At 70.2% G+C, this 18,122-nt stretch carries 14 protein-coding genes and 1 tRNA gene; 5 read left to right on the forward strand and 10 right to left on the reverse strand.

Translation table 11 applies throughout. The features are described 5' to 3' along the window. Positions 1 to 54: 54 nt before the first annotated feature. Together ABXJ56_RS01965 and ABXJ56_RS01970 are read right to left on the reverse strand one after the other, a co-directional pair. A complete protein-coding gene (locus tag ABXJ56_RS01965; protein ID WP_435404941.1) occupies positions 55 to 564 on the reverse strand; it encodes a RidA family protein in 510 nt (169 codons plus the stop codon). After that, on the reverse strand, positions 527 to 739 hold the full coding sequence (locus tag ABXJ56_RS01970) for a hypothetical protein (RefSeq protein WP_353998063.1): 213 nt from the start codon (positions 737 to 739) through the stop codon (positions 527 to 529). The genes ABXJ56_RS01965 and ABXJ56_RS01970 overlap by 38 nt, the downstream gene beginning before the upstream one ends. Before the next feature lie 104 nt (positions 740 to 843). On the opposite strand from ABXJ56_RS01970, the gene ABXJ56_RS01975 reads away from it, so the two are divergent. The 5 genes from ABXJ56_RS01975 (at position 844) to ABXJ56_RS01995 (ending at position 6,989) form a co-directional block, all read left to right on the forward strand. Next, a complete protein-coding gene (locus ABXJ56_RS01975) occupies positions 844 to 3,447 on the forward strand; it encodes a transglycosylase domain-containing protein (protein WP_353998064.1) in 2,604 nt (867 codons plus the stop codon). Continuing rightward, positions 3,448 to 4,377 (forward strand): metallophosphoesterase, encoded by a 930-nt coding sequence (locus ABXJ56_RS01980; protein ID WP_353998065.1) that lies wholly within the window; start codon positions 3,448 to 3,450, stop codon positions 4,375 to 4,377. 129 nt (positions 4,378 to 4,506) lie between these two features. Beyond that, positions 4,507 to 6,036 (forward strand): hypothetical protein, encoded by a 1,530-nt coding sequence (locus ABXJ56_RS01985; protein WP_353998066.1) that lies wholly within the window; start codon positions 4,507 to 4,509, stop codon positions 6,034 to 6,036. A 16-nt stretch (positions 6,037 to 6,052) separates the two neighbouring features. Then, a tRNA-Pro gene (locus ABXJ56_RS01990) sits at positions 6,053 to 6,126 on the forward strand. 95 nt (positions 6,127 to 6,221) lie between these two features. Next, positions 6,222 to 6,989: an HAD-IIB family hydrolase gene (locus ABXJ56_RS01995; protein WP_353998067.1), complete on the forward strand. Its 768-nt coding sequence runs from the start codon at positions 6,222 to 6,224 to the stop codon at positions 6,987 to 6,989. Positions 6,990 to 6,998: 9 nt separating this feature from the next. Here the strand turns inward: ABXJ56_RS01995 and ABXJ56_RS02000 are convergent, their stop codons facing one another. The 8 genes from ABXJ56_RS02000 to ABXJ56_RS02035 form a co-directional block, all read right to left on the reverse strand. Next, positions 6,999 to 8,252, reverse strand: a complete 1,254-nt coding sequence (locus ABXJ56_RS02000) for an alpha-hydroxy acid oxidase (RefSeq protein ID WP_353998068.1) — start codon at positions 8,250 to 8,252, stop codon at positions 6,999 to 7,001. A 45-nt stretch (positions 8,253 to 8,297) separates the two neighbouring features. Next, positions 8,298 to 9,014, reverse strand: coding sequence for a FadR/GntR family transcriptional regulator (locus ABXJ56_RS02005; RefSeq protein ID WP_353998069.1), 717 nt, complete (start codon positions 9,012 to 9,014; stop codon positions 8,298 to 8,300). An 85-nt stretch (positions 9,015 to 9,099) separates the two neighbouring features. Continuing rightward, a complete protein-coding gene (gene galE / locus ABXJ56_RS02010; RefSeq protein ID WP_353998070.1) occupies positions 9,100 to 10,119 on the reverse strand; it encodes a UDP-glucose 4-epimerase GalE in 1,020 nt (339 codons plus the stop codon). Between the two features lie 26 nt (positions 10,120 to 10,145). Then, positions 10,146 to 10,799, reverse strand: coding sequence for a thymidine kinase (locus ABXJ56_RS02015; RefSeq protein ID WP_353998071.1), 654 nt, complete (start codon positions 10,797 to 10,799; stop codon positions 10,146 to 10,148). Positions 10,800 to 10,879: 80 nt separating this feature from the next. Further along, positions 10,880 to 13,789, reverse strand: coding sequence for an immunoglobulin-like domain-containing protein (locus tag ABXJ56_RS02020; protein ID WP_353998072.1), 2,910 nt, complete (start codon positions 13,787 to 13,789; stop codon positions 10,880 to 10,882). A 133-nt stretch (positions 13,790 to 13,922) separates the two neighbouring features. Continuing rightward, positions 13,923 to 15,398: a malate:quinone oxidoreductase gene (locus tag ABXJ56_RS02025; RefSeq protein ID WP_353999943.1), complete on the reverse strand. Its 1,476-nt coding sequence runs from the start codon at positions 15,396 to 15,398 to the stop codon at positions 13,923 to 13,925. A gap of 57 nt (positions 15,399 to 15,455) precedes the next feature. After that, complete coding sequence (locus ABXJ56_RS02030) at positions 15,456 to 16,526, reverse strand: aspartate-semialdehyde dehydrogenase (RefSeq protein WP_353998073.1); 1,071 nt, start codon at positions 16,524 to 16,526, stop codon at positions 15,456 to 15,458. Between the two features lie 73 nt (positions 16,527 to 16,599). Then, positions 16,600 to 17,886 (reverse strand): aspartate kinase, encoded by a 1,287-nt coding sequence (locus tag ABXJ56_RS02035; protein ID WP_353998074.1) that lies wholly within the window; start codon positions 17,884 to 17,886, stop codon positions 16,600 to 16,602. Positions 17,887 to 18,122 lie beyond the last annotated feature (236 nt).

Genomic DNA, 18,122 nt, shown 5'->3' on the forward strand with positions numbered 1-18,122 from the left:
GCATCCGATACGAGGAGCGGATGCCGGCCCTCACGAACGGGACCTCGAGGCGAGCTATCCGAGCGCGAAGACGACCTCGACCTCGACGGGCGAGTCGAGCGGCAGAACCGGAACCCCCACCGCGGATCGGGCGTGCCGGCCGGCCTCGCCGAAGATCTCGCCGAGGACCTCGCTGGCGCCATTGATGACCCCGGGCTGACCGGTGAACTCGGGGACCGACGACACGAACCCGACGACCTTCACCACGCGGGCGAGGCGGTCCACTCCCCCGGCGACGTCCGCAGCGGCGGCGATCGCGTTCAGCGCGCACGTCCGGGCGTAGTCCTTCGCCGCGGCGGGGTCGACGAGACCGTCGCCCTCGCCGACCTTGCCCGTCTCGGGAAGGACGCCCTCGCGCATCGGCAGCTGGCCGGACGTGTAGACCAGGTCGCCGTGGACGGTGGCCGGGATGTACGCGGCGACCGGGGGCACCACCGCGGGAAGACGGATGCCGAGCTCGGCGAGCCGATCGGAGACGCGCACCGGCTCAGCCCTCGAACTGCCGCGCGGCCTGGGCCGCGGCATCCAGCCCGGCGTTGGCGTCGCCGCCGCCGACGGGGCGCTTGAAGTAGGCGACCAGGCCCCCCTCGGGGCCGGAGATCACCTGCACGAGCTCCCAGCCCTGCTTGCCCCAGTTGTTGAGGATGGCGGCGGTGTTGTGGATCAGCAGGGGCGTGGTGAGGTACTCCCACGTCGTCATCGCGACTCCTGGCGTGTTCGGCGGAAAGAAGCGGAAGATCGGGGATCGCGCACAGGGCATGCCTGTCGAGGGATCGCCCAGGTATCTCCCTTACGATCAAGCCTATGCCTGATACCAAACGCACGGCCACCGGTGTGCTCGGAGGCCTCGCAGGACTGGTCGGCCTCAGCGCCGTGGCCGGCGTTCTCATCACCGCCACGGTGACCCCCGCGATCGCGGTGTCGGGTTACGCGGCCTCCAGCGCGATCACGATGTTCGACAATCTCCCCAGCGTCCTCGAGATCGACAAGCTCATGCTGCCGACGACGCTGTACACGAAGAACCAGGACTCCGGCGAGTGGGAGGAGTGGACGCAGTTCTACGACCAGAACCGCTCCCCCGTCGAGTTCGACGAGGTCGCGCCCGTCATGTACGACGCGATCCTCTCCAGTGAGGACCCCCGGTACTACCAGCACGGCGGCGTGGACCTCATCGGCACGACACGCGCCGTGCTCTCGAACGTCCAGGGCGGCGGCGAGACGCAGGGCGGATCGACGATCAGCCAGCAGTACGTGAAGAACATCCTCGTCCAGCGGTGCGAAGCCACCGCCGAGACCGAGGAGGAGAAGCAGGCGTGCTGGTTCGAGGCGACCACCGCCGCGGGCACCGAGGGCATCCAGCGCAAGCTCCAGGAGATGCGCTACGCCATCGCCCTCGAGCAGCGGTACTCGAAGAACGAAATCATGCTCGGGTACCTCAACATCGCCAACTTCGGCGGCACGACCTACGGAATCGACGCCGCGGCCAAGCGCTACTTCGGTGTCACGGCGGGCGAGCTGAACCTCGCTCAGGCGACCACCCTCGCCGGCATCGTGCAGAACCCGAACACCTACCGCATCGATCAGCCGGGCAACGAGCGCAACGGGGCCGACAACGGCTACGCGCTGACCAAGCAGCGACAGCAGTACGTGCTCTCCCGACTCCTGGACGACGGCAAGATCACGCAGGAGCAGTACGACGAGCTCTTCGACGCACCGATCGAGCCGAACGTCACGACGCCGCGCACCGGCTGCACCGCCGCCGCCGGCGGCGAGTACTTCTGCCAGTACGTCCGCAGCGTCATCGAGAACGATCCCGCGTTCGGCGAGACCGACGAGGAGCGTCGCGAGGCCCTCCGCCGCGGCGGTCTGAACGTCTACACGACGATCGACTGGCGCCTGCAGAACGCCGCGAACGCCTCGATGTCGACCTACGCCCCCACCTCGGTGGAGGGGATGAAGTTCGGCTCGACCGCCGTGAGCATCGACAACACCACGGGCAAGATCCTCGCGATGTCGCAGAACACGCGCTTCGACGAGACGATCACCGGCGACAACAACTTCAGCTCCATCGTCTTCGCCGGAGACCGCACCTACGGCGGCTCCCGCGGATTCGCCGCGGGCTCGACGTTCAAGCTCTTCACGCTGGTGGACTGGCTGGAGCAGGGGAAGTCCGTGCGGGAGGTGCTGAACGGGGTCAACCGCGCGTTCCCGCGCATGACGAATTCGTGCACCGGCGATTGGGTCAACACGGAGAACACCACGATCGGGAACTTCGGTCGCGTCCCCGGGTACGTCGGCACGCCTCTGCAGTTCACCGCGGCCTCGCTGAACTCGGGCTACCTCGCGATGGCCTCCGAGCTCGACCTGTGCGACATCGCCAACGTCGCGACGAAGATGGGCGTCACCACCGGAGACGGCGAGCCCATCACGATGGGCGTGGCCAACAAGGTCATCGGCGATGACAACATCTCGCCGATCGCGATGGCGGGCGCCTACGGCACCGTCGCCAACAACGGCGTCTACTGCCAGCCGCGCGTCATCGAGAGCGTCACCGACTCGGACGGCAACGACGTGCCGCTCCCCGAGCGCACGTGCGAGCAGGTGCTCGAGCCGGGTGTCGCGGCGACCGCCGCCTTCGCCCTCGAGGGCGTCATGGTCGGCGGCGGAACCGGCGCGCAGGGCAACCCCTTCGACGGCACGCCCCTCATCGGCAAGACCGGTACCCACGAAGAGCTGCAGACGTGGCTCGTGGAGTCCTCGACCAACGTCTCTACCGCGGTGTGGGCGGGCAACATCGAGGGCGGCGGCGACATGTTCCGCAACTGGCACAACGGCATCCAGCTCTCCAACCTCCGCTACTTCATCGCCCGTGACGTCCAGGGGGCGGCGAACTCCCTCTTCGGCGGGAACCCGTTCCCCGCGCCCGACAACAACCTGACCCGTCAGGTCCTCCGCGACCTGCCGAACGTCGTCGGCCAGTCGATCGACCAGGCGACCGCGACGCTCCGCAACGCCGGATTCAGCGTCACCGTCGGCGAGGCGGTCGACTCCTCCGAGCCCGAGGGCGTCGTCGCGGCGCAGAGCCCCGGTGCCGGGCGCGTCGCCGGCGGCACGTCGGTCACGATCAACCCCTCCAACGGACAGGGCATCTCCGTGCCGGCGGTCTCGGGATCGCTCAGCGCCGCCATCTCGGCACTGCGGGGCGCCGGGTTCGGCAACGTCAGCCCGGGCAGCTGCCAGCAGGACGAGAACGCCGGCGGCGGCGAGCAGGCGACGGGCACCAACCCGGCCGCGGGCACCCTCGTCAACCGGAACACCGCGATCAGCGTCGACTACGTCAGCCGCAACTGCGGTGGCGGCGGTGGCGGCGGCGAGAGCCCCGCGCCCGACTCCGACAGCGACGGATAAGTGACGCACACCGTCACGCGGACGGCCCTCACCGCCTTCGGGGCGGTGGGGGCCGTCGGCGTCGCCACCGCCGTCTGGGGTGTCGCCGTCGAGCGCTACCTCTTCATCGTCCGCGAGCACACCCTGCCGATCCTCCCCGCAGGCTCACCCGACCTCCGCATCCTCCACGTCTCGGATGCCCACATGGCGCCGTGGCAGCACCGGAAGCAGCGGTGGATGGCCGCCCTGGTCGATCTGCACCCCGACCTCGTCATCAACACCGGGGACAACCTCGGTCACGCCGAGGGTCTCGTCGGCATCCGCCGGGCCTTCGCCCCGCTCCGCGGCATCCCCGGGTTCTTCGTCCACGGGTCCAACGACCACGTCGCCCCCTCCCCCCGGAACCCGCTGAAGTACTTCACCGGGCCGTCCCGCCAGCAGCCCAGGGCGCAGGCGATCGACGCCGACGCCCTCGACGCCTTCCTCGTGGACGACCTCGGGTGGACCGACCTGAACAACGCCGCGGGCGTCGTCGGGGCCGCGGGCCTGCGCGTCGCGGGCTTCGGCGTGAGCGACGCGCACCGGCGGTGGGACCGCCTGGACTCCCTGCCCGCGGCGATCGCCGCGACGCAGAGCACGGATGCCGCCCTGCGCGTGGGGGTGACGCACGCCCCCTATCGGCGTGTGCTCGACGGCTTCATCGACCTCGGCGCCGACGCGATCTTCGCGGGCCACACCCACGGCGGGCAGGTGCGCGTCCCCGGCTACGGAGCCCTCGTCGCCAACTGCGACATCCCCCTGCGGCAGGCCCGCGGTCTCAGCGCGTGGGAGCACGGCGGCCGCGCGGTGCCGCTCAACGTCAGCGCCGGCCTCGGGCACTCGATCTACGCCCCCGTGCGGTTCGCGTGTCGGCCGGAGGCGAGCCTGATCGTCCTCACCGCGGGCGGCTGAGCGCCCCTCCTCCCCAGCCACGCACGCCGCACGGTCGCTGAGGGGTTATCCCCGGCTGCGCCCTCGCGGCCGACGCGGGCGGTCGGCGCGGCCCACGATCGGGAGCACGAACCGATCGAAAGGCACCCCATGCTCGCCTCCCCGCTCCGCCGCGCGCTCCGGATGCTCGCCCTGAGCGTCGCGACCGCCCTCGCCGCCACCGCCCTGGTCCTCGCCCCCGCCCACGCGGCCACCGCCGCGACGCAGGGCGCAGGGTTCGGGTCGTGGCAGCCGACCTCGACGCACGGCTGGCACGGGTCGATGCGCGTCGGCGACGTCCACACCTACTGCATCCTGCCCGGCATCCCCCTCCCCACGGGGACCAGCACCGACCACGGCGTCCGTGCCGACGCCGCCGGCCTCAGCCCGCAGCAGCTCACCGGCATCAACTTCCTCGTCACCCGATACGGCCAGACCGAGGACCCGGTGCAGGCGGCCGCCGTCGGCTGGGCGGTCAAGGCGATCGCCGACTGGGAGACGACGCTGCGCACCTTCGGCTACCGCGGGGACTCCCTCGCCGGCGCCATCGACTGGACCTTCTCACGGCTCGCTCCGACACACAACGCCCGCGTGCAGGAGCTGGCGCTCGCCTACTACGCCGAGGGCAGCGTCGCCACGCCCGGAGTCACGGATGCCGCGGGGACGGTCGTGTTCCTCCGCGACGACGCCGATCCCCTCGGCGGCGCGGTCCGCGTGGATACCTCCGCCGCGGAGGCCCGCGGCACCCTGACCCTCGTCGGCGCCGTCTTCGCCGACAGCGGCGCAGCCGAGCGCGGCGACGTCGTCCCCGGCGAGGAGTACCGGATCAGCGTCGCCCCGGCGGCCGAGGCGTCTCCGGGCCGCCCCGTGGAGGTCTCCGCGCACGGGCGGTTCCGCATCGATACCGTGGCGGCCGTGCGGTACTTCACCACCCCGGGCGGCCAGGACACCGCGGGCCCCGCGGGACCGGTCGAGTTCGAGGTCGCCGGCGACGACGAGGTGCGGCATCCGCTCTTCTCCCCCACGATCTCGACGGTGGCGCTGTCCACCGCCCTTCCCGGAGAGAGATTCATCGACGACGTCACGGTCGAGGGCGACCTCACCCACTGGCCGCGCACCCCGGACGGCGACCGTCTGCCCGTGCGGGCGCACGCGGCGGTGTACCGTCTGGACGCGGAGCCGGGCGAGCCGTCGCCCGACATCCCCGCCGGAGCGGTCCTCGTCGGCGAGTTGAGCCTGGAGACGCAGGGCGACGGGCCGGTGCATGTGGTGTCGGGCTGGACGATGGACTCGCCCGGGTGGTACGTGGCGGTGTGGAGCATCACCCGCGAGGCGCAGTCCCCCGTGGTCGCCGCGCATCTCGCCTCGGCCTTCGCCTTCACAGAGGCCTTCGCCTCCCCGACGCAGATCACCCGCGTGGAGACTCCGCCGCCGCCGATCGAGACCGAGGCACCGGCCGCGCCCGACACGCCCGCGGAACCGGCCGCCCCGCATGCGTCGGCGCAGCTCGCCGAGACCGGCACCGACCGTCAGGGGCTCCGCGGGATCGCCGGGATGTCGGTCATCCTCCTCACCGCCGGACTCACCGCCGCGACCCTCGTGCACCGACGCCGGTTCGGAGATGCGGTCTCGATCAGGTAGGCTAGGGGGGTTGCCACGGGGTGTGGCGCAGCTTGGTAGCGCGCGTCGTTCGGGACGACGAGGCCGCAGGTTCAAATCCTGTCACCCCGACATACACTGTCTTCGACAGCAGTGAGGCTCCGCCCCTTCTCCACACGGAAGAGGGGCGGAGCCTCCTTGCGTATCACGAACCGGACGGAAGCCTCATGACCCTCGCGCCCCGCCTCGTCGCGTTCGATCTCGACGACACCCTCGCCCCCAGCAAGAGCGCCATCGACCCGCGGATCGGCGACCTGCTCATCGCCCTCGCCGAGCGCGTAGAGGTCGCGATCATCTCCGGGGGGCAGCTCGCCCAGTTCACCGCGCAGGTCGTGGACCGCCTCCCCGAGACCTCGCCCGACGTCCTCGCGCGGATGCACCTCCTCCCCACCTGCGGCACGCAGTACTACCGGCTCGAGAACGGCGAGGTGACGACCGTGTACGCACGCACCCTCACCGACGACCAGAAGGAGCGCGCCCTCCGCGCGGTCGAGGAGCAGGCGCGCCGTCTCGGACTGTGGGAGAGCGAGACGTGGGGCGACATCCTCGAGGACCGCGGCTCGCAGATCACGTTCTCCGCGCTCGGGCAGAAAGCACCCGTCGACGCGAAGGCGGCGTGGGATCCGACGGGCGAGAAGAAGAACACCCTGCGCGCGGCCGTGGCCGAGCTCCTCCCCGACCTCGAGGTCCGCTCCGGCGGCTCGACGTCCGTCGACATCACCGAGCGGGGTATCGACAAGTCGTACGGCATGACGCGCTTGTCCGAGCAGACCGGAATCCCCCTCGACGACATGCTCTTCCTCGGCGACCGCCTCGATCCGGAGGGCAACGACTACCCCGTGCTCGCGATGGGCGTGTCCTGCCACGCCGTCGAGGGGTGGCAGGACACCGCGGCTTATCTCGAGCAGCTCATCCCGACACTGCCCGTCCGCTGACGCGCGTCCTCACGCCTCCACGGCCGCCGTCGTCCCGCGCGGCACCAGGCGGGTGAGCTGCGTCACGTGGCGCGGCTCCAGCTCCTCCAGCGACGACACCCCGAGCAGCGTCATCGTCCGCTCGATCTCGCTGCGGAGGATCTCGATCGTCCGATCGACCCCCGCGCGTCCTCCGGCCATCAGTCCGTAGAGGTACGCCCGTCCGATCAGGGTGAACTTCGCCCCGAGGGCGATCGACGCGACGATGTCGGCGCCGTTCATGATCCCGGTGTCGACCATGACCGTCGCATCCCGCCCGACCTCCCGGACGACCTCCGGGAGCAGGTGGAACGGGATCGGGGCACGATCGAGCTGGCGCCCTCCGTGATTGGACAGGACGATGCCGTCCACGCCCCGATCGATGAGCCGGCGCGAGTCCTCCACGTTCTGCACACCCTTGACGACGATCTTCCCCGGCCACATCTCGCGGATGACGTCGAGGTCGTCGTAGCTGATCGTCGGGTCCATCGCCGCGTTGAGGAGCTCCCCGACGGTGCCGCCCGTGGTGGAGAGCGATGCGAACTCGAGCTTGGGGGTGGTGAGGAAGTCGATCCACCACCACGGGCGCGGCAGGGCGTTGATGATCGTCCCGACCGTCAGCTGCGGCGGGATCGAGAAGCCGTTGCGCTTGTCGCGCAGACGGGCGCCCGCGATGGGGGTGTCGACGGTGAACTGCAGGGTGTCGAAGCCGGCCTCCGCGGCGCGGCGGACGAGCCCGTAGGAGACGTCGCGGTCACGCATGACGTAGAGCTGGAACCAGTTGCGCCCGTGCGGATTGGCACGTTTCACATCTTCGATCGAGGTCGTCCCGAGCGTCGAGAGGGTGAACGGGATGCCGGCTGCTCCGGCCGCTCCGGCGCCGGCGGACTCGCCCTCCGTCTGCATGAGGCGGGTGAAGCCCGTCGGGGCGATCCCGAAGGGCAGGGAGCTGCGGCCCCCGAGGATCTCTGTGGAGGTGTCGACAACGGCCGCCGGCCGCAGGATGTCGGGGTGGAACTCCACGTCCTGGAAGGCCTGTCGGGCCCGCCCGAGCGAGAGCTCGCCCTCGGCGGCGCCATCGGTGTAGTCGAAGGCGGCCTTCGGGGTGCGGCGCTGGGCGATCACCCGGAGATCGGCGATGGTGAGCGCCGCCTCCAAGCGGCGCTTCTTCGCGTTCAGCTCGGGCTTCTTGAACTGCATGAGCTCGAGGAGCTCCGCGGGCTGGGGCAGTTGACGGCGGACCATTCTCGTTCCTTCGATTCTCGGAGATGTGCGGTGCGAGGCTCGTCGTCACGCGGACGGACGCGAGAGCGCAGCCTGGGCGTAGTACCCGGTGATGTGGTCGTGGATGAGCGTGCGTGCGGCGTCGGCGTCGCCGTCGTCGACCGCTGAGAGGATCGCGCGGTGCTCGGCTCGCAGCCGCCGGGCGGCGGCGTCCCAGTCGGCGATCCGCGAGGCCCCGGCCTGCACGTAGGACTCGATCGCCGTACGCAGGCCCGCCATCATCGCCGTGATCACGACGTTGCCGGAGGCCTCGGCCATCGCCAGGTGGAGCTGGGCGTCGAGTGCCAGGAAATCCTCCACGCTGAGACTCGGATCCTCCATCGCGGCGACGACGGCGTGCGCGGCGGACGTGTCGGATGCCGGGGCGACCGCGAGCGCGGTGACGACCGCGGTCTCCAGGACCAGACGCGTCGTCACGACGTCGTCGAGGGGGAAGCCTTGCGCTGCCACCTGCAGGCGGAGAAGGGCGGACATCCCTCCCCGGGGAGTGGCGATGATGATGGCGCCCGAGTTCGGCCCGGAGCCGGTGCCGGTGCGGATGAGACCCATGACCTCGAGTACGCGCAGCGCTTCGCGGACGCTGGACCTGCCGACGCCGAGGGTCGAGGCGAGCTCGCGCTCCGGCGGGAGATGGTCTCCGGGCTTCAGGCGCTGCTCCAGCAGGTCCGTCTCGATCGACTCGAGAACGACCTGCCACGCGCGTGCGGGTGACGCAGGCGGCATCCTTGCTCCTCCGTGTTGTGGTCGGACCACAGTACAAGGTGGTCAGACCACAGAGCAAGCCCCCGGAGGAATCCGCTGCCCGGGATCAGGCCGAGGCGAAGCCCCGCGGGTTCTGCGACTGCCAGCGCCACGCGTCGCGCGCGGCGTCGTCGATGCCGTGCTCCGCCCGCCAGCCGAGCACGGTCCGCGCCTTCGCCGGGTCGCAGTAGGTCGCGGCGACGTCGCCCGGGCGGCGCGGGAGCACCGCCTTCGGGAGTTCTCGCCCCGCGGCCTTCTCGAATGCGGCGACGAGCTGGTAGACGCTCACCGGCGTGCCGGTGCCGAGGTTGAACACCTCGTAGCCCGGCCGGGCCTGCTCCAGCGCCGCGACATGCCCCGCGGCGAGGTCGACGATGTGGATGTAGTCGCGCAGACCCGTGCCGTCCGGGGTGTCGTAGTCGTCGCCGAAGATCCCGACGCGCTCGAGCTCGCCGATGGCGACCCGCTGCACGTAGGGCATCAGGTTGTTGGGGATGCCCGCGGGGTCCTCGCCGATGAGACCGCTGGGGTGGGCTCCGACCGGATTGAAGTAGCGCAGCACCGTGACCGCGAGGTCGGGCTGCACGCGCGCGAGATCCTCCAGGACGACCTCGTTCATGCGCTTGGACTTGCTGTAGGGGTTGGAGAGGTCCACGCTCGTGGTCGACTCCTCGGTGAACGGCAGGTCGGCGGGGTCGGAGTAGACGGTGCCGGTGCTCGAGAACACGAAGGAGCGGATGCCGCGCGCAAGCCCCACCCGCAGGAGCGCGAAGGTCGTGTCGAGGTTGTTGGCGTAGTAGTCCAGCGGCTTCTGCGTGGACTCCCCCACCGCCTTGTAGGCGGCCAGGTGCACGATGGCGTCGAAGGGGCCGTGGGCGTCGAACACGCCCGCCACGACCTCGTCGTCGGACGCGTCGCCGACGACGAGCGGGGCCGTCCTGCCGGTGATCTGCGCGATCCGGTCCGCCGCGACGGCGGAGGTGTTGGAGAGATCGTCCAGGAGGACGGCGTCATGACCGGCATCCAGGAGGGCGACGGCCGTGTGGGCACCGACGTAGCCGGCGCCGCCGGCGAGGAGAACACGCATAGCTCCACCCTAGCGATCGCGGGCTCTCAGCCCAGGTGTCCTCCGGACTCCCGCAGGTAGCAGTCTGCGCACATCGACTCGTACGTGACGCGATCGGCGGACAGCTCGTCGATCGCGACCTGATCGCCGTCGAACACGAACCGCCCGCCGACCAGCCGCGCGTTGAAGAGCGCCTTGCTCCCGCAGCGGCAGATGGTCTTCAGCTCCTCGAGGGTGTGCGCGAGCTCGAGGAGCCGCCGCGACCCGGGGAAGGCCTGCGTCTGGAAGTCGGTGCGGATGCCGTAGGCCAGCACCGGCACTCCGTCCTCCACGACGATCCGCAGGAGGTCGTCCACCTGCTCGCGCGTGAGGAACTGCGCCTCGTCGATGAGGAGGCACGCCACGTCGGGCGTGGCGCCTGTGGCGGCGGACTCCGGGATGAGGGCGTCCTCGAGACGCGTCCGCACCCGCGCGCGATGCTCACGGAACAGCGCGCGCAGATCATCGTTCGGGCGGATGAGGAAGTCGACGGTCCGGCTCACGCCGAGCCGGCTGGAGATCTGGTCGGCCGCCTTGGTGTCGATCTCGGGCTTGGCCAGGAGGACGTGCTGTCCGCGCTCCTCGTAGTTGTAGGCCGCCTGCAGCAGGGAGGTCGACTTGCCGGAGTTCATCGCTCCGTAGCGGAAGTAGAGCTTGGCCACCGGAGAAGTCTATGGTCCGCACACCGAAGGCCCCCGCCGCCGCCGGAGCGGAGACGGGGGCCTTCGGCCGGGTAGGTCGATCAGCGCGCTGCTGTGCAGGAATGCGCGCCGTAGGCCGTCGCGGCCGTCTCACCGTCGACGGTGACGCGGATCTCCCCCGCCGGAATCGCGGCCTGGCGGGTGGTGAAGGCGTACGACCCCGCCTTTCCGGGGGCGATCGTCACCGTCCGCGTTCCGTACGACGTGGACACGTCCGCGGTCACCGCGGTGTCGGAGACGTTGCGCAGCGTCGCGGTGACGAGCACCTTGGCCTGGAGGCATCGGGTCCCCACGGTGACCTCGAGCGCGGTGGACGCGGTGACGGTGACGGTCGCCTCGACCGGCATCCGCGACGCGTCCTGCGCCACACCGCGTACGGTGAACGACCCGGCGTCGGCGTAGTCGGCGGGGTCGACGGTCTCCCACTCGACGGCGACCGTCTCGGTGGAGCCGTCCGCCTTGTTCAGCGACGCCTGCGGAAGCACAGGAGCGGTTCCCGCCTCCGTCTCCACCGCGATCGCCTCGACCGACGCGACCGCGATGTCCGGCGCGTACTCCTCGAGCACCTTCTGGTACTCCGCGCGGGTGACCGGGATGATCGTGCCGTGCCGGGGCTTGCCGCCGTCGCTGTTCTGCGGGAGGTTCGCGCGCAGCTTCGACCCCAGGGGCTGCCAGGAGTTTCCGTCGGTGAGGTCGTCGGAACCGAACGGGATGTAGTAGTTCGGACCGCCGTGGTACGAGGGCTGGTCGATGAAGAGGAACCAGTCGAAGCCGTTCACGTCACCGGGATTCGACGGGAAGATGCTCGGCCCCTCGCCCTGGTTGTACGTACCGCCCGGCTCCCCGTTCGGAAGGCCCGAGGCCACCCGCTCCTTGATGAGAGTCCACTGGTCCGCGGATCCCGTGGTGCCGGGGAGGCTGCCGGAGACGGAGGACGTGAGCTTCGTCGACTTCTCCAGGCGGATCGTCATCGACGCCTCGTCCTTCGTGAAGCGGTAGTAGGTGTCACCGATCTGCGCGACCGTGGAGTCGATCATGCCGAGGCCGTTGCCGCGGCGGACGTTGATCCAGGGCTTCGCCTCCGAGAAGGTCACGAAGTCGTCGGTCGTGGCGTACATCATCTGGTTGTAGGTGACGTCGGAACGGTCGGCGGGGTTCGCGGTCGGGTACATGTTCGAGGCCCAGAACACCACGTAGGTGTCGAGATCCTCGTCCCAGTACGCCTCCGGCGCCCACGTGTTGCCGGCGAAGTCCGACGACACCTTCACGTGGCGCTGCTCGGACCAGTTCACCAGGTCGTTCGACTCCCACACCTCGATGTGCGTCGATCCGGAGATCTGCGCCGTGCGGAAGCCCCCGGGGAGCCCGTCGATCTTGAGATCGGTGGCCAGCATGTAGAACCGGTCGCCCTCGGGAGAGCGGATGATGAACGGGTCGCGCAGCCCCTGGGTGCCGAGCGTCGAGGAGAACAGGGGCTCTCCGTCGTTGAGCGTGTTCCATGCCAGCGCGTCGTTGCCGCGCGAGGCCGCGAGGCTGATCTGCTCGGCACCGGCGCCCTCGCCGGTGAAGAAGGCCCACACGTAGGCTTCGTTCGCGTCTCCCGCCGCGGGCATCGGCTGCACGCGGACACGGAACTCACGCGTCGCGGATGCCGAGCCGGAGCTCGCGGTCGCGACGAGGACGACCTCGACCGCGTCCGCACCGGCAGCGGGACGCGAGACCTCCACGGTGGCGGCGGTGTCGCGGACGCCGGTGCGGAGAGCGGCATAGTCCCCGCCCTCGGCGATGGTCCAGGAGATCGTCGATCCGAGTGCGCCTCGCGTGGACACCGAGAAGTTGGTCCGGATGTCGTCGGGCTGGGCGATCGACACCGCAGCGAGATCGGCATCGGCCTTCTGCTGGTCCGACAGCTGCGCCGGCACCGTCACGGCGTACGTGCGGGTCGGGGCATCCGGGCCGGAGCCGAAGGTCGCGGTCAGTGTCACCTGGGCGTCAGGCGAGCCCGCAGCCGGTCGGGTCACGGTGGCCGTTCCGCCGGAGACCGCCACCGCGGGGCTGTCCGACGCCCACGCCACCGCGATGCCGTAGGACGTGGTCGGCACGGTGAAGTCCGCCTCCGCGCGCTCCGGAACCGACACCGCGGCGACGGCGCGGTCGACGGCATCGGACTGGAACATCGCGGCGACATCGGTCGCGCTCAGGGCGGTGCCGTAGACGGCGAAGTCGTCGACGTCGCCGGCCCAGTGCGGGTCGTTGTAGGTCGATCGGGCGAGGTAGGCCACGAGCTGGCTGCCGAAGGACGAAACATCCCGGGCGATCGTGCTCGTGAGAACGGGCTGCCCGTTGAGGTAGCTGCGCAGCTGCCCCGAGGTGCCGTCGATCACGGTGGTGTACAGGCTCATCCCCTGGGGCGTGCGGACCCCGGAGCTGGGGGCGGCTGTCGAGCCCGCGCCGATCTCGGTGGACCAGGGTGCGCCGGCGTTGACGGCGTTGGTGACGACGGACTTGACGTAGCCGTTGGGGTTGCTGGGATTCAGCAGCCAGTAGCCGCTCGAGAACGATGCCCCCTGGGCGACCGGCGCACCGATGAACGCCGCCGCGACGTTACCGGGTCCGGAGCGCGGCGAGAGCCACGTCGAGATCGTGAGGTCCTTCTTGCCGACGAGCGCGGCGGTCGGGATCTCCAGATATGCCGACGTCGAGCGCGACCCGCCGGGGAGGCTGAGGATGCCGTCACGCACCTCGCCGCCGCTCTGACGCAGCGTCGCGTCGTTGCCGTTGCCGGAGACGTCGGAGACGACTCCGCCGCTCGCGGCATCGAAGGTGTAGTGGATGATCGGGTCTGATCCGACATCGGCGTGGGCACCGGACACCGGCACCACGAGCGCGGCGAGGAGCGTGCCGGCGGCCGCCAGCATCGATGTCCTCTTCAACCGACGCGTGCGCGTCATCGCGACTTCCTTCCTCACGTCGTCAGCGACGTGGGCGTCTGGGCTCCCACTTCTGTTAGCGGGAACAATCGGGCGGATGAAACTCTGCCAGAGAGTCCACCGCGCCGTCAAGACGTGACGACGAGGACGACGATCAGGCGCGCAGCGCGAGGGTCTGCGCGGTTTCCTCGAGGACGTCGGCCGCGGCATCCGGTCGCGTGTTGAGAGTCGACCCGTAGCTCGGGATCAGGGCGCGCAGCTGCGGCTCCCACTCGGCGATCCGGTCCGGGAAGCAGGTCTTCAGCAGCCCCAGCATGATCGACACCGCAGTCGAGGCGCCCGGGGACGCCCCCAGGAGTCCGGCGATCGAACCGTCGGCGCCCGTGACGACCTCCGTGCCGAACTGGAGGACGCCGATCTTCTTCGGGTCCTTCTTCATCACCTGTGCGCGCTGCCCGGCATCCAGGAGCTCCCAGTCCTCGTCCTTGGCCGAGGGCATGAAGTCGCGGAGGCTGTCGACCTTCTGGCCGTGATCCTTCAGCAGCTCGCTGACGAGGTACTTGATGAGACCGGGATTGTCGACGGCCACCTTCAGCATCGGGAGGATGTTCCCCGCACGCACCTGCGTGACGATGTCGAGCATCGAGCCGTTCTTCAGGAACTTCGGGCTGAACGTCGCGAACGGGCCGAACAGCAGGGAGGCCTTGCCGTCCACCACCCGCGTGTCCAGGTGCGGCACCGACATCGGCGGGGCGCCGACGGATGCCTGGGAATAGACCTTCGCCTTGTGCTTCGCGACGAGGTCGGGGTTGTCCGTCTTCAGCCACTGCCCGCCGATCGGGAAGACGCCGTAGCCGGAGATCTCGGGGATGCCGGAGCGCTGGAGAAGTTTCAGCGCCCATCCGCCCGCGCCGACGAAGACGAAGCGCGCGCGGATCTCGCCCGGAGTGCGTCCGACCGCACGGCGGTATCCGACCCGCCAGGTCCCGTCCTTCAGCCGCTTGAGCTTGCGGACCTCCGTGTTGGTCCGCACGTCCGCGCCGTTCTCGGCGAGGGCCGCGAAGAGCTGGCGGGTGAGCGCGCCGAAATCGACATCCGTGCCGGCCGGGACGCGTGTCGCGGCGAACGGCTCCCCGGCGCGACGCTTGTGCATCAGCAGCGGCGCCCACTGGTTGATGACGCGCGAATCCTCCGAGTACTCGATCCCGGCGAACAGCGGCTCCTTCTTCAGCACCTCGTAGCGCTTGCGGAGGAACGCGACATCCTTCTCCCCCCGGACGAAGGTCATGTGCGGGGTGGCGTTGATGAACGTCGAGGGCGCGTCGAGCACGCCGTCGTCGACGAGGGACGACCAGAACTGACGGCTCTGCTGGAACTGCTCGTTGATGGAGATCGCCTTGGCCGGGTCCATCGACCCGTCCGGCGCCTCGGGCATGTAGTTCAGCTCGCAGAGGGCGGCGTGCCCGGTGCCGGCGTTGTTCCACGCGTTGGAGCTCTCCAGGGCGACGTCGTGGAGACGCTCGAAGACCGCGATCTTCCACGTGGGCTGCAGACGCGCCAGCATGGTGCCGAGGGTCGCGCTCATGATCCCGCCGCCGATCAGCAGGACATCGACCGTGCCCGCGGGCAGGGTGCTGTCGTCGGGATGGGGCAGAGCGTCGGAGGGCGTTTCGGTCACCGTTCGATTCTAGGCGCGCGCGCCGAGCCGCGCCGCGACGACCTCCGCGATCTGCACGGCGTTGAGGGCCGCCCCCTTGCGGAGGTTGTCGTTCGAGATGAACAACGCCAGTCCGCGTCCCTCGGGCGCCGCCTGGTCGGCGCGGATCCGGCCGACGAAGCTCGGGTCCTTCCCCGCAGCGTGGAGCGGGGTGGGGACGTCGGCGAGGGAGACGCCGGGCGCGTCGGCGAGGATCTCGCGTGCGCGCTCGGGAGTGATCTCCCGCGCGAACTCCGCGTTGATCGACAGCGAGTGACCGGTGAAGACCGGAACGCGCACGCACGTGCCCGAGACGCGCAGCTCCGGGCGCTCGAGGATCTTGCGGCTCTCGTTGCGGAGCTTCTTCTCTTCGTCGGTCTCCTCCCACCCGTCGTCGACGATCGAGCCCGCCAGCGGGATGACGTCGAACGCGATCGGGGCGACGTACTTCTCCGGCTGCGGGAAGTCGACGGCGGAGCCGTCGTGCACCAGACGCAGCGTGTCGCCCTGGGCCAGTACGCCCTCGACCTGACCGAGGAGCTCCTGGGCCCCGGCGAGTCCGGAGCCGGACACCGCCTGATAGGTGGAGACGACGAGGCGCTCGAGACCCGCCGCCTCGTCGAGGACCTTCAGCACGGGCATCGCGGCCATGGTGGTGCAGTTCGGGTTGGCGATGATGCCCTTGCGCGCCTCGTCGATCGCGTGCGGGTTGACCTCGCTGACCACGAGAGGAACGTCCGGGTCCATGCGCCAGGCGCTGGAGTTGTCGATGACGACCGCGCCTGCTTCCGCGAACCGCGGCGCGTGCGCACGACTGCCCGTGGCCCCGGCGGAGAAGAGGGCGATGTCGATCCCTGCGGGGTCGGCGGTGGCGACGTCCTCGATCACGATCGTGTGACCGGCGAAGTCGACGGAGGTGCCGGCGGAGCGGGCGGTGGCGAACAGGCGCAGCTCGCCGACGGGGAAGTTGCGCTCGGCGAGGATCTCCCGCATCACCGTGCCGACCTGGCCGGTGGCGCCGACGACGGCGACGGAGAGTCCTGAGTCTGCGATGCGGGTCATGACGGGTACCTCGGGTATGTCGGAGCGGAGCCCACAGCCTAGCGGCGACTGTCGGCGGGTGTCTGCGGGATCGTCAGCGGCCGGTGCCGGCGTAGACGGTGGCGTCGACGTCGCCGTCCAGGCCGTAAGCGGTGTGCACGACGCGCGCCGCCTCGGCGAGGTCGTCGCCGCGCACGACGACGGAGATGCGGATCTCGGACGTCGAGATCATCTCGATGTTGACGCCGGAGACGCTGAGCGCCTCGAAGAGGGTCGCCGAGACGCCGGAGTGGGTGCGCATGCCGGCGCCGACGACGGAGAGCTTGCCGATCTGGTCGTCGTGGACGAGGCTGCCGAATCCGATCTCGGACCGGACCGCATCCAGCGCCTTCAGCGCCGCCGCCGAGTCCGATTTGGGCAGGGTGAACGAGATGTCCGTGCGTCCGGTCGCCGCGGCGGAGACGTTCTGGACGATCATGTCGACGTTGGCGCCCGAGCGCGCGACGACCTTGAAGATCTCCGCCGCCTTGCCGGGGACGTCGGGGACCCCGATGACGGTGATCTTGGCCTGGCTGAGGTCGGTGGCGACCCCCGCGACGATCGGCTCTTCCATCTTCTCTCCCTCTTCCCCGTCGGGGATGCTCATCCCGGCGCCCAGCACGTAGGTTCCGGTGCTGGAGCTGAACGTCGATCGTGCGTGGATGAGCACGCCGTGACGGCGCGCGTACTCCACGGCGCGGATGTAGAGCACCTTCGCCCCGTTCGCCGCGAGCTCCAGCATCTCCTCAGCCGAGACGACGGGCAGCTTCCGCGCCTTCGGCACGACGCGCGGATCCGCTGTGAAGATGCCGTCGACGTCACTGTAGATCTCGCAGACGTCCGCCTCGAGGGCGGCCGCGAGCGCCACCGCTGTGGTGTCGGAGCCGCCACGACCGAGCGTGGTGATGTCGCGGGTGTCGCGGTTGAAGCCCTGGAAGCCGGCGACGATGACGACGGCGCCCTCGTCCAGCGCTTCGCGCAGGCGGATCGGGGTGACGTCCACGATGCGCGCCGACCCGTGGTCGGCGGTCGTGATCATCCCGGCCTGCGATCCCGTGAAGGAGCGGGCCTCGAAGCCCATCGAGTGAATCGCCATCGCCAGGAGCGCCATCGAGATGCGCTCTCCGCTGGAGAGGAGCATGTCGAGCTCGCGCGGGGCCGGGATGGGGGCGACCTCGGCGGCGAGTTCGAGGAGCTCATCCGTGGTGTCGCCCATCGCGCTGACCGCCACGACGACGTCGTGACCGGCGCGGCGGGCGTCGACGATGCGCTTGGCGACCCGCTTGATGCTCTCCGCGTCGGCGACGGAGGAGCCGCCGTACTTCTGCACGATCAAGGCCACGGTGTAACTCCTGGGGACGCCGCGAAGCGGCACGGGTGCGATCCGGGCGCAGACGGATGCCGCGCCCGACGGTCCATCTTACGGAACCCGCCGATGCGCGGTCCGGCATGTGACGGGAGCCCGCGGGTCGCCGTCCACCGGCACGACTACCATCGAGGAGGTCCGCCGAGCACGGCCGACCCCGGGAAGCGTGGAGGCGATGGAACGACGTCGGCGGAGGGCGCTGCCCTCACTCG

This window comes from Microbacterium aurantiacum, from assembly GCF_040532595.1.
In the GTDB taxonomy this organism is placed as follows: domain Bacteria; phylum Actinomycetota; class Actinomycetes; order Actinomycetales; family Microbacteriaceae; genus Microbacterium; species Microbacterium chocolatum_B.